We start from the raw sequence: 11,897 nt of genomic DNA on the forward strand, positions 1-11,897 counted from the left end.
TTTTAAGCTTGGTCGGCAGGTCGTGTTTGAGATCAAAGATCACTTGGCAACTCGTTCATAAAGGGCGGCATAGGTCGCAGATGACGCGTCCCAGCCCAAGTCTTGGTTCATCCCGCGCTTTTGCAGCCGTGTCCAGTCTGATGTGTTCGAAAAGGCTTCTGTGACACCTTTCAAACAATAGGCGAACGACAATTGATCAACAGGATGAAATTGAAAGCCTGTTGCAACGCCCAATTGGGATGCCGCCACGTTTTGGTTCACCACAGAATCCGCCAAGCCCCCCGTGGCCGCAACCACCGGCACTGTGCCATAACGCAATCCGTACAGTTGCGTCAGGCCACAAGGTTCAAATCGGGATGGCACCAAGACAATATCACCGCCCGCAAACATCCGATGCGACAGCGCCTCGTCATAGCCGATCCGCAAACCCACTTTGCCGGGATGATTGCGCATCAACAACCGCAGCGCGTCTTCGATTTGCGGGTCGCCACTGCCCAAAATCGCCAAAGCGCCGCCGTTTGTGATGAACGCATCCGCAGCGCCTGCGATCAAATCCATCCCCTTTTGCGAGGTCAACCGACTGACAACAATCGCCAATGGACCATCGGCCTTCGACAGGCCAAACTCAGCCATAAGCGCGGCGCGGTTTTTCTTTTTACCCGCCAACGACTTGGCAGAATAAGGCGTGATTTCTGGGTCAGTTTCGGGGTTCCAAACGTCCATATCGATGCCGTTTAAAATACCGGACAGTTCCCCTGCGCGCGCCGCCAGAACGCCTTCTAACCCCATACCAAATTCAGGCCGCATCAATTCTGCCGCATATGTCGGGCTCACGGTCGTTATTGCGTCGGCGTGCACCAAGCCCGCTTTGAGCGTGCTGATCTGCCCCCAGTATTCCAACTCATTTGAATTGAACCCCGCCAAAGGAAGGTCCAACGCCCCAAGCATCGCCGCAGGTGCAAGACCTTGAAACGCAATATTATGCACCGTCATGACAGTACCCACATCACATGGCGTACCGTATTTCAAATAGCTTGGCGCAAGACCCGCTTGCCAATCATGAGCATGTAAAACTTGTGGTTTCCACCCATCGCTTAAGCCGTCACGCGCAATCTCTGCTGCGACAAAAGACAGCGCGGCAAAGCGCTGAGCGTTATCAGCGAAGTCCGTCGGATTGCCATAGGGACCACCCTCGCGATCATACAAATGTGGCGCATCAAGCAGCAAAATGACATTGCCCCCTGCTCTGCCTCGCAGCACCCGTGCTGGCCCGCCGAACAGATCATCGGCTTGCCAAAGCACTTTGTGCGCAGCAGCCTTTTTGATCAGGCCCTTATAGGCAGGTAAAAGCGTTCGCATGTCCCACCCATGGGCCGCCACAGCTGCAGGCAAAGCCCCCGCCACATCCGCAAGCCCCCCCGTTTTCACGAGGGGAACACATTCAGAGGTCACTGACAGAACATTGCGCATTTTCATCACTCCAACACGGATGCCCGTTTATCAAGCATCGACTGCGTGATCAAAACAGTGCCCTCGTCTGTGCGACGGAACCATTTCGCATCCTCAATCGGGTCTTGGCCCACGACCAAACCATCAGGGATTATCACGCCGCGATCTACGACACATTTACTCAACTTGGCTTGCCGTCCGACCTGTACATAAGGCAGAGCCACCACCTGATCCAAGGACGAAAACGAATGACTTCGCACGCCTGTAAACAACAGGGACTCGCGAATTTCAGATCCTGAAACGATGCACCCCCCCGAAATCAAAGAGGATACAGCCATACCACGGCGATCATCTTCGTCATGGATAAACTTGGCGGGCGGCACGCTTTCGGAATAGGTCCAAATCGGCCATGTGTTGTCATACAAATCCAACGGCGGTGTGAATTGCGTCAGGTCGATATTGGCCTGCCAAAACGCATCAATCGTTCCGACATCGCGCCAATATGGTTCGACCTCAAGCCCGCTTGTGACGCAGCTGTCCTCAAAACGGTGCGCTATGGCTTTGCCACCTTTGACGATTTTGGGAATGATATCGTTGCCAAAATCATGGCTCGAATTCGGATCGTTCATGTCCTCAAGCAACAATTCACGCAAGAAATCCCAACGGAACACATAAATGCCCATCGACGCCAAAGCGTGATCAGGATCGCCAGGAATACAGGGGGGATTACTTGGTTTTTCCAAAAATTCCGTCACGCGGTCTTTGGCGTCGCAATGCATCACACCGAAAGCAGAGGCTTCCATACGCGGCACAGTCAAACAGCCGATGGTCACATCAGCTCCTTGATCAAGATGCTGTTGCAGCATGATTTCATAGTCCATCTTGTAGATATGATCACCAGCCAAGATAACAATAAAATCAACACCATAACTATCTATAATATCGATGTTTTGCGTGACCGCATCAGCCGTCCCCAAGTACCATTTTTCTTCTGAGATACGTTGTGACGCGGGCAAAATATCCAAATACTCATTGCGTTCCGCGCGCAAAAAGCCCCAACCACGTTGGCAGTGTCGGATCAAACTATGGGCTTTGTATTGCGTTGCAATCGCCATTTTGCGTATGCCGGAATTGAGTGCGTTGGACAGTGCAAAATCGACGATGCGGGTTTTGCCGCCAAAATAAACAGCAGGCTTTGCGCGATTGTCTGTCAGCTCTTTCAAACGACTGCCACGCCCGCCCGCAAGCACAAATGCCATCGCGCGATTCGACAAGCGCTGGTTCGGTGTCGGTTTCATTGTGTCTCCTCCCCTTCAATTAAAATCACTGCCGATAAAGGTGGCAATGTCAGCTCTGCAGAGTGGGCTTGGCCCATCCATTCAATGTCTTGGGCGTGGACACCTCCCAGATTTCCACGCCCCCCGCCGCCATAAATTTCAGCGTCAGTATTAATCGCCTCGCGCCAAAACCCATCGCAGGGCAAGCCAACGCGGTGTCCTGTGCGTTCAACAGGCGTCATATTCAAAATCGTCACAACACGCGGATCGCCAGCTTTGCCATGGCGCACATAAACGTAAATGGAATTTTCAACATCAGCGCCCTCGATCCAACCGAAACCAGCGGGACGCGTGTCATTCACGTGCAGTGCTGGCACAGAGCGGTAGAGCTTGTTCAAATCGCGCACCAAATGTTGAATGCCAGCATGTGCAGGCGCGTCCAACAAATGCCAATCTAGGCTTTGGTTGTGGTTCCACTCGTTACGTTGTGCAAACTCTTGCCCCATGAACAAAAGTTTCTTGCCTGGATGGGTCCACATGAATCCATAGTAAGCGCGTAGATTGGCAAATTGCTCCCATGCATTGCCCCGCATCTTATCGATCATCGACCCTTTGCCATGCACCACTTCGTCATGGCTGATCGGCAAAACGAAGTTTTCGGTATAGGCATAGCTGATGGAATGGGTCAGCAAATGGTGGTGATGTTTGCGGTTGATCGGGTCTTCTTCCATGTAACGCAGGGTGTCGTTCATCCACCCCATGTTCCATTTGAACCCGAATCCAAGTCCGCCGTGGTCCACCGGTGTCGACACCCCCGGAAAGGCCGTGCTTTCTTCGGCCACGGTCATGATGCCGGACACTTCGCCGTAGACCAAAGAGTTCACCCCTTGCAAGAATGCGATGGCCTCATAATTCTCACGCCCGCCATCTGTGTTGGGCACCCATTCACCATCATTACGCGAATAATCGCGATAAAGCATCGATGCAACAGCATCCACGCGCAGCCCGTCAAGATGGTACTCTTCCAACCAATACAACGCATTGGACCGCATGTAATTGGCCACTTCTGTCCGACCAAAATTATAGATCAGCGTGTTCCAATCTTGGTGGAATCCCTCACGCGGGTCTGCATGTTCATACAGTGCAGTGCCATCAAACTGCGCAAGGCCATGTTCATCGGTTGGGAAATGTGCAGGCACCCAATCAAGCAAAACCCCAAGCCCCTTAGCGTGTGCCGCCGTGATAAGCGCGCGAAACTCTTCTGGCGTGCCATGGCGTATCGTCGGGGCAAACATGCCAATCGGTTGATAGCCCCAAGAGCCATCAAAAGGATGTTCCGTGATCGGCATCAATTCAATATGAGTGAACCCCATGTCGGCGACGTAATCAACCAATTGATCTGCCAACTCAGTATAAGACAGCGGACGATTGCCATCAGCGCGCTTCCAACTGGCTAGATTGACCTCGTAAATTGAAATCGGCGCGTCAATATTTTGCGCCATGGCACGGGTGCTCATCCACGCGTCATCGGCCCAATCGTGAGTTTTGATCTCGCGCACGACAGATCCGGTTTTCGGCGGATGTTCTGAACCAAATCCGATAGGATCGGCTTTCAGTGGCAAGTCCCGCCCATCGGCACTACGGATCGCATATTTATAAACTTCACCTGCCTGCAACGCCGGTACGAAAAGTTCCCAAATGCCCGACTGACCAAGCCTGCGCATTCCGTGTCTGCGGGTGTCCCAAACGTTGAAATCCCCGACAACGGCAACGCGCTGTGCGTTTGGCGCCCAAACGGCGAAGCGCACACCCTCTACCCCCTCATGAGACATCGGCGTGGCGCCCAAGACATCCCAAATGCGGTTCATCGACCCTTCACCCAAATAGTGAAGATCATCTGCCGTCAGACTGCTGTCAAAGGCATAAGGGTCATGAAACACCCATTGCGTTTCGCCAAAGTGGGCTTCAATTTGGTAAGGCGTATCTTTGGGCAGCAATGCACAGAACAAGCCTGTTGCATCAGGCACTGGCACCATTTCTATACGCGTTTTTTTGCCTGTCAAACAAACGCATCTATCGGCGTCAGGCACGAAAACATTCAATCCATACCCATTTTCATGCACCTGCACCCCAAGAGCCCCAAACGGATCATTCAACCGAGCCGATATCAAATCTTGCGCCACATCATGAGGCAATGCAGCATTAAGATCATCGGTTCGGATATTTGGGTTTGGCATGTATCAACTGTCTTTCTTTACATGTTTCATCAAAACAACCTCAGAATGAAACACTCATTTCCGGCACAAATCCTCTGGAGCAAACAGAGCAACGCAATCATTCAGATATTTGTAATATTGTTGCGCAAATCCCCAAAGGTCCATCACATAATGTTTTTTCTTTAGCCAAAGACCTTAGCTGCGTTTGATGTTTCAAAGAATGCAAAGCCGAAAGCGGGCAAGGTCAAAGTTGCTCCAACAACATCCGCATGCGCTTCGCCAACTTGTCTTGCGTCCTCAGCCAAAGGTATAGACTGTGCGGCGTCAGACAGATTGAAAATACCGACAAGGCTCACATCATCCAAAGTTCGACTGACGGCCAAAAGCGGATCGGCGACACTTGGAAATGAGGTCTCCCCCAAACGGAGCTCATCGCGGTCCTTACGGAATGCCAGCGCCGTACGATATGCCAACAATACGCTGTCGTTTTTAGCCACTTGTCCAGAGACAGCCTTCGCAATTTGTGGGGCTTTGACAGGCAACCATGGATCACCGGTTGTGAAGCCTGCATGAGGCTCAGAAGCATCCCAAACCATCGGTGTACGACAGCCATCACGTCCTTTGTTGTCAGGCCAAAAATCGATGTAGCCTAAGTCGCGCAGCTCGTGGAATTCAATGTCGGTTTCGATTTGCCCCAACTCTTCGCCTTGATAGATTCCCAAGGCACCAGGGAAGCTGATCAACATATTGATCGCTTGGCGCGCCACAGTGTTTTGCAGCTCGGGCGTGTTGGCCCAACGCGTGACATGGCGTTGCACATCGTGGTTTGAAAAAGACCAACAGGGCCAGCCATCAGGCGCCTTGTTCAAGAACTCATTGATGCAGTTTTTGAAATGATCTGGATGATGATCGTGGCTGAGCATGGCAAAGGAATAGGCCATGTGCAATTTATCACCACCAGAGGTGTATTCGCCCATAACCTCGACTTGGCGCAACCCGTCTTCGCCCACTTCGCCGATCAACATGCGATCATCGAATTCATCCATCAATGCGCGAATTCGCTGCAAAACTTCAATATTTTCAGGCTGCGTTTTGGAAAACAGATGCGTTTGCGCCTCATAGGGATTGCCTGGAAAGCTGTCCCAATTCGACGCGGGGTTGTCGCGCAGTTTCTTGTCATGCACATAGAAATTCACGGTATCAAGGCGGAACCCGTCCACGCCACGTTCCAACCAAAACCGCATCGCATCGATCAAGGCCGTAACGACTTCAGGATTGTGGAAATTCAAATCAGGCTGCGAGACCAAGAAATTGTGCAGGTAATACTGACGACGACGTGCGTCGAACATCCATGCAGACCCGCCAAAGACAGACGGCCAGTTTGTGGGCGGCGTGCCATCTTTTTTCGGATCAGCCCAGACATACCAATCGGCCTTCGGATTGGTCTTATCCTTGCGGCTTTCAATGAACCAAGGGTGTTGGTCAGACGTGTGCGACAGAACCTGATCGATGATCACTTTCAACCCAAGCGCGTGCGCTTTTGCGACCAATTCATCGAAATCGTCGACAGAGCCGAACAGCGGATTAACGCTGGTGTAATCGGACACGTCATACCCCATGTCTTTGTCTGGCGATGTGAAAAATGGCGACAACCAAATTGCATCGACACCCAAAGACGCCACATAATCCAACCTGCGCGTGATCCCTTTCAAGTCGCCGACACCGTCACCGTTGTCGTCTTGAAAAGACCGTGGATAGATCTGATAAATTACGGCATCCCGCCACCATTCGCGCATGTTTGTCTGTCCCTTAAATAATCCGTTCACAAGCAAGTTTTCGTTCGCAAGCTCGACTGTTAGCGCTAACTACATCGAATGCGCGAAAACACAAAAGCAATACGTGCCCGCTAAAAGAGGGCGCAAAACAGTTGCCAGAATCACACTGAAGCTATGTTTCGAGCCAATTTCAACCCAATTCGAACGCTCATAGCTATTTGGTTCAAACGCGACCTGTGACGTGAGCGCCTCAGGTGGCTTAGGTCAAAAGTGTTTTCATCCAGCTTAGAGAGGCATCTGTGTCACCGTTCGGCTTGTACTCAGCACCAAGTGGCGCGATGTAACCGAGATCACGAATAACCTGAAAAACATGTGCGTAATTCAGCTCGCCATGATCGGGCGCGCCACGATCAGGCACGGATGCAAATTGGATGTGCCCGATCAAGGGAAGCATGGCTTCCAACCGGTGCCCAATGTCGCCTTCCATCAACTGCACATGGTAGCAATCAAACATCAATTTGAGGTTCGGCAAGCCCACATCCGAGATCACTTTTTTCGCCTGTTCGGTGGTCGACAAAAAGTAATTTGGCGCATCATATTTATTCAAAGGTTCGATCAAAATTGTAATGCCATGCTGCGCAGCATTTTCGCAGGCATATGTGAGATTTTCAACAAAGCACTCATGGGCAGCCTGCCCAGATGCAAAGCCTGCCATGACATGAATATTGGGGACATTTAACGCAGTTGCATAAGCCAATGCTTCGTCGATAGCCGCGCGGGCGTCAGCCTCACGCCCGACCAAAGCCGACAGTCCATTTTCGCCTTTTGATGTGTCACCTCGACTGGTGTTCAAGCCAAGCATTGGCAAACCTGTCTCGTTCAGAGCATCCGATATATCTTTAATTTCAGTATTATAAGGCCAGTGGCATTCCACAGCGTCAAAATTTGCCGCCTTGGCTGCTCTAATCGCATCAGGCAGTGAACGATCTGCCCAAAGAAAACCTAAGTTCGCAGATAATTTCATGCATCCCACTCCACATTAAATTTTTGGACAACATTTTCAACCTGCTGATCCGTCAATATATTGGCCTTCATGCTGCGCAGCATAAAGGCAAGCTTGGCACTTTCTTCCAGCTCTTCAATCGCGTTGCAGGCCGCCTCGATGTCTTTGCCTGCGACCACAGGTCCGTGATTGGCCAGCATCACCGCTGAGCGTTTTCCCGCAAGTCCACGCACGGCCTGTCCCATCGCAGGATCACCCGGCAAAAAGAACGGCAACAATTTGACTTTTCCCAGCTTCATAATCGCATAAGGCGTCACAGGTGGGATGAAATTATCAGGATCGACATCTGGCAACATCGATAGGGCCACCGAATGACACGAATGCAAATGCACCACAGCCCCCGCCGATGAACGCGTGTCATAGAACGCAGAGTGAAGGGGCATTTCTTTGGTTGGTTGATCACCACCAATCAATACGCCTTTTGCGTTAAATCGACTAAGCTTGGCCGGATCAAGCTGCCCAAAGCTCGTGCCTGTTGGCGATACCAAAAGCCCGCCGTCTTCCGTGCGCGCAGAGATGTTGCCTGTGCTGCCACCGGTCAAGCCGCGATCAAACATCGACTTGGCAAGAACGCAAATCTGTTCACGCAAACGCGCTTCTGTACTCATGACTGCTCCAATGCGTTCAAAGCATCTGTGAAGAATGTTTCTGTGCCAAAATTGCCCGATTTCAATGCAATAGCAATATCATGTCCACCTGATACAGCATAGCACCACGGGACACCGGGTGCGATTTCTGCGCCAATGGCCAAATCTGAAATACCCAGTGCCAAAGCAATCGCCCCAGAGGTTTCACCACCTGCCGCGATAATGCGTCTTGCGCCTTGATTTCGGGCGGCAATAACAAGTTCGGCCAAAGCCTCTTCGACAATTGCACCAGCGCGGGCCACGCCCAAAGCATCTTGTGCAGCACGTACCTGATCTGGCTCAGCCGAAGCATAGATCAAAGGGGCCATTGTCAAATCTTGCTCAGCCAACCAGCGCAAGGCCGCACCAGCCCCGTGCTCGGCCAGTTCAATCGGATCAAGGCGGAAACTAGGCGCTAACAGACTATAAGCAGCCACCTGTGCCCGTGTCATTTTGGAACAACTGCCAGACAGGATGACAGCTTCATCAGGCAAATTAGGCTTGACGGCAGAAGGCGCATTGCTGGGCAAAAGCCCATGTTTGACATAGATACTCGGCAAAGGCATTGCGACGGCACTGCCCCCCGTCATCAGCTTCATATCCCAACACGCCTCGGCGATGGTTTGTAAGTTCTCGTCTGCCACAGCATCCACGACAACATGAGCGACATTTTCGTCCTGCAATGCTGCAAGTTCGCTGCGCAGCATTTTCGCACCTTGTGCCACGACACGCTGTGCAGCAAGGCCTACAGGCTTGGTGACTTGTGGCGTCAACAATCGCATCAAATTGCTATCCGTCATCGGTGTCAGCGGATGATCTTTCATCGGGCTTTCCGCCAAAGGTTGCTGCCCGACAAACAAATTACCCATGTAAATAGAGCGACCATTTTCTGGAAATGCGGGGCAATAAATCGTTTGTTCCGCACCGATATCAGCCATCAAAGCCTCAGCTACGGGACCGATATTGCCTTCGGATGTGCAATCAAATGTCGAGCAATATTTCCAAAAAAAACGCTCAGCGCCAGCTGCCTTTAGCCATGCCAGCGCTGCACGACATTCCGCGACAGCCTCATCCACCGGCGAGGTTCTACATTTCAATGCAATCACTTCGAATGCCGAAGTGTCCGTGGGCGGCGTAGAGGGCACACCCAAGCGCAGCCGAACAGCGACGCCAGAACGAGACAGCAAGCCCGCCAAATCTGTGGCGCCCGTGAAATCATCTGCAATACAGCCTAATACAGGTTTCATGATTTTGGGTCCGGCAATGTGATGTTGGATTGAGCGGCGTAAACTTTGGTGATGGCCGAGTCATCCTCAAGCCCCAGCCCCATGCCTTGTGCCGTCAAATACACTTGCAAAGCGGCTGACGCGATCGGCGTGGCAAACTGTGATCCGCGCGAAATATCTTGCACGATCCCAAGGTCTTTTGGCCAAATGTTGATCAAACTCGCGGGACTATAATCAGCCGCAGCCATTTTAGGCCCACGATTTTCCAGTGCCCAGCTGGTGCCGGCAGATTTACTGATCACATCAATCATCAATTCGGGTTCGATGCCTTGCGAGATGCCAAAGGTCATCGCCTCTGCGCAGGCGGCAATTTGCACGCCAACCAACAATTGATTCACCGCCTTCATCGCCGAGCCTGCGCCCGCGCTATCGCCCAGTTTAAAGACATTCGATGCAATCGCATCAAGCGTTGGGGCAAGGGCTTCATAGGTTTCTGCACTGCCAGACGACATCACTGACAACTCACCTGTCGCGGCGCGACCTGTGCCGCCGGACACTGGTGCGTCCAAATAGAGCAGTCCGAGATCCTGACACCGTTTTTCCATATCGCGCGCGAAATCTGGCGCGACAGTGGCGCTCGACAAAATCGCAGCCCCCTTGCGCAGTTTTGCGGCAATTCCGTTTGATCCGAACAAAACAGATTCAGTCTGAGCCGCGTTCAGGACAATGATCACCACGGTATCGAGATCGCCAGCAACCTCTTCCATCGTGCCTTTAGATCCACCAAGCGACTGAAAACGCTCGACTTGCGCGGGATTGATATCAAAACCATGAACGGTGTGCCCTGCACGCAAGGCAGATTGCGCCACGCCGAACCCCATAGATCCAAGGCCAATCACGCCAACTGTCTGTTTAATTCCGCTCATATTCCGCCCCATCTTTGTGAAATTTTGAAATCAAAGTCGCATCACGCGAACTGATTGCTTGAATTTGGTATACCAAAATGCATATTCGTATGGCAATGCACAATTCGCGTCAGATGCTTTGGCCGACGCAAAGGGAGGATCGCCGCATGAAAGCTCAGCTGCAATTTGCAGACAGTCTGTCACGTCTCGGAACAGAATCCGCTTTCGAAGTTTTGGCACGCGCTCAAAACTTGGCAGCGCAAGGTCGCGACATTATCAATCTTGGCATCGGCCAACCCGATTTTCAAACGCCCGAAAATATCGTCGAAGCGGGCATCAAGGCCTTACGTGACGGGCACCACGGCTACACACCTGCAAACGGTCTGCCGCAACTGCGCGAAGCTGTGGTCGCAGATTTACACCGTCGTCACGATGTTGAAGTCGATCCGAAAAATATTGTCGTCGTCCCTGGAGGCAAACCGACAATGTTTTTTGCCATCACGATGTTCGGCCAACCTGGCGTGGAAATCATTTACCCCAACCCCGGCTTTCCCATCTATGAAAGCGTGATCAACTATTCAGGGGCAACCCCTGTACCAATGGCGTTGAAAGAGAAAAACGGGTTTGCCTTTTCTGCTGAAGATGTGCTTGCCCAAATCACCGACAAAACACGATTGATCATCATCAACAGCCCCGCCAACCCAACAGGCGGTGTGACGCCCAAAGTGGAAATCGATAAGCTGGTCGCGGGGCTGCTAGAACATCCCCATGTGGCGTTGATGTCCGATGAGATCTATTCCAACATGCTATATGGTGGGCGCGAACACGTCAGTCTTTTGCAATATCCGGAAATACGAGATCGACTGATCATGTTAGATGGTTGGTCAAAAACATATGCCATGACAGGATGGCGCATTGGCTATGCCGTTTGGCCGGACTCTATGGTCGATCACGTCACGCGCCTGTGCATCAACGATCATTCTTGTGTCAATGCCGCGACACAATTTGCGGCGATGGAAGCATTGAATGGACCGCAAACTGCTGTGCACAGCATGGTTGCTCAGTTCGATGCGCGGCGCGAAGTCATCGTGCGAGACCTCAACTCCCTGCCTGGTGTACGTTGCCCCGATGCCGCTGGCGCGTTCTATGCCTTTGCCAATATCGAAGGGACAGGTATGACAGCTGTCGAAGCACAAAATAAATTCCTGAACGACGCGGGTGTCGCGACCGTTGCAGGGACATCATTCGGGGCTTGGGGCGAAGGATTTTTGCGTTTTTCTTATGCGAACTCAACCGAGAACATCATCGAAGCCATCCGCCGCATTCGTGGCCTACTGTAAATTTTTGAAAGGGCATTCCA

General features: G+C 51.9%; 9 protein-coding genes. 1 reads left to right on the forward strand and 8 read right to left on the reverse strand.

The window, feature by feature from the left end; all coding sequences use genetic code 11:
- Positions 1-39: 39 nt before the first annotated feature.
- From glgA to ltnD, 8 genes are all read right to left on the reverse strand, one after another.
- Positions 40-1,470, reverse strand: a complete 1,431-nt coding sequence (glgA, locus tag KO503_RS11570; RefSeq protein ID WP_215991698.1) for a glycogen synthase GlgA — start codon at positions 1,468-1,470, stop codon at positions 40-42.
- Positions 1,471-1,475: 5 nt separating this feature from the next.
- Positions 1,476-2,747 (reverse strand): glucose-1-phosphate adenylyltransferase, encoded by a 1,272-nt coding sequence (gene glgC / locus KO503_RS11575; RefSeq protein WP_215991699.1) that lies wholly within the window; start codon positions 2,745-2,747, stop codon positions 1,476-1,478.
- Positions 2,744-4,963: a 1,4-alpha-glucan branching protein GlgB gene (gene glgB / locus KO503_RS11580; RefSeq protein ID WP_215991700.1), complete on the reverse strand. Its 2,220-nt coding sequence runs from the start codon at positions 4,961-4,963 to the stop codon at positions 2,744-2,746. Before glgB ends, glgC begins: the two co-directional genes overlap by 4 nt.
- A 161-nt stretch (positions 4,964-5,124) precedes the next feature.
- Positions 5,125-6,738 (reverse strand): alpha-amylase family glycosyl hydrolase, encoded by a 1,614-nt coding sequence (locus KO503_RS11585; RefSeq protein ID WP_215991701.1) that lies wholly within the window; start codon positions 6,736-6,738, stop codon positions 5,125-5,127.
- 238 nt (positions 6,739-6,976) lie between these two features.
- Positions 6,977-7,741, reverse strand: coding sequence for a hydroxypyruvate isomerase family protein (locus tag KO503_RS11590; protein ID WP_215991702.1), 765 nt, complete (start codon positions 7,739-7,741; stop codon positions 6,977-6,979).
- Entirely contained in the window at positions 7,738-8,388 is a 651-nt protein-coding gene (otnC, locus tag KO503_RS11595; protein WP_215991703.1) for a 3-oxo-tetronate 4-phosphate decarboxylase, read from the reverse strand. Before otnC ends, KO503_RS11590 begins: the two co-directional genes overlap by 4 nt.
- On the reverse strand, positions 8,385-9,653 hold the full coding sequence (otnK, locus tag KO503_RS11600; RefSeq protein WP_215991704.1) for a 3-oxo-tetronate kinase: 1,269 nt from the start codon (positions 9,651-9,653) through the stop codon (positions 8,385-8,387). Before otnK ends, otnC begins: the two co-directional genes overlap by 4 nt.
- Positions 9,650-10,558 carry an L-threonate dehydrogenase gene (ltnD, locus tag KO503_RS11605; protein WP_215991705.1) on the reverse strand — a complete coding sequence of 303 codons (909 nt, stop codon included), beginning with the start codon at positions 10,556-10,558 and terminating at the stop codon, positions 9,650-9,652. The genes otnK and ltnD overlap by 4 nt, the downstream gene beginning before the upstream one ends.
- Before the next feature lie 146 nt (positions 10,559-10,704).
- Here ltnD and KO503_RS11610 point away from each other — a divergent pair, with 146 nt between their 5' ends.
- The gene (locus KO503_RS11610) at positions 10,705-11,877 is read left to right on the forward strand and encodes a pyridoxal phosphate-dependent aminotransferase (protein WP_215991706.1); all 1,173 of its coding nucleotides are present in this window, start codon (positions 10,705-10,707) and stop codon (positions 11,875-11,877) included.
- Positions 11,878-11,897: the final 20 nt, after the last annotated feature.

This window comes from Pacificibacter marinus (assembly GCF_018860505.1).
Taxonomy (GTDB): Bacteria; Pseudomonadota; Alphaproteobacteria; order Rhodobacterales; family Rhodobacteraceae; genus Celeribacter; species Celeribacter marinus_B.

Excerpts from the sequence above, each read along its gene's own strand:
- KO503_RS11585 (WP_215991701.1), bottom strand. The coding sequence starts at position 6,738 with ATGCGCGAATGGTGGCGGGATGCCGTAATTTATCAGATCTATCCACGG.
- KO503_RS11590 (WP_215991702.1), bottom strand. The coding sequence starts at position 7,741 with ATGAAATTATCTGCGAACTTAGGTTTTCTTTGGGCAGATCGTTCACTG.
- glgC (WP_215991699.1), bottom strand. The coding sequence starts at position 2,747 with ATGAAACCGACACCGAACCAGCGCTTGTCGAATCGCGCGATGGCATTT.
- otnK (WP_215991704.1), bottom strand. The coding sequence starts at position 9,653 with ATGAAACCTGTATTAGGCTGTATTGCAGATGATTTCACGGGCGCCACA.
- ltnD (WP_215991705.1), bottom strand. The coding sequence starts at position 10,558 with ATGAGCGGAATTAAACAGACAGTTGGCGTGATTGGCCTTGGATCTATG.
- glgA (WP_215991698.1), bottom strand. The coding sequence starts at position 1,470 with ATGCGCAATGTTCTGTCAGTGACCTCTGAATGTGTTCCCCTCGTGAAA.
- otnC (WP_215991703.1), bottom strand. The coding sequence starts at position 8,388 with ATGAGTACAGAAGCGCGTTTGCGTGAACAGATTTGCGTTCTTGCCAAG.
- glgB (WP_215991700.1), bottom strand. The coding sequence starts at position 4,963 with ATGCCAAACCCAAATATCCGAACCGATGATCTTAATGCTGCATTGCCT.
- KO503_RS11610 (WP_215991706.1), top strand. The coding sequence starts at position 10,705 with ATGAAAGCTCAGCTGCAATTTGCAGACAGTCTGTCACGTCTCGGAACA.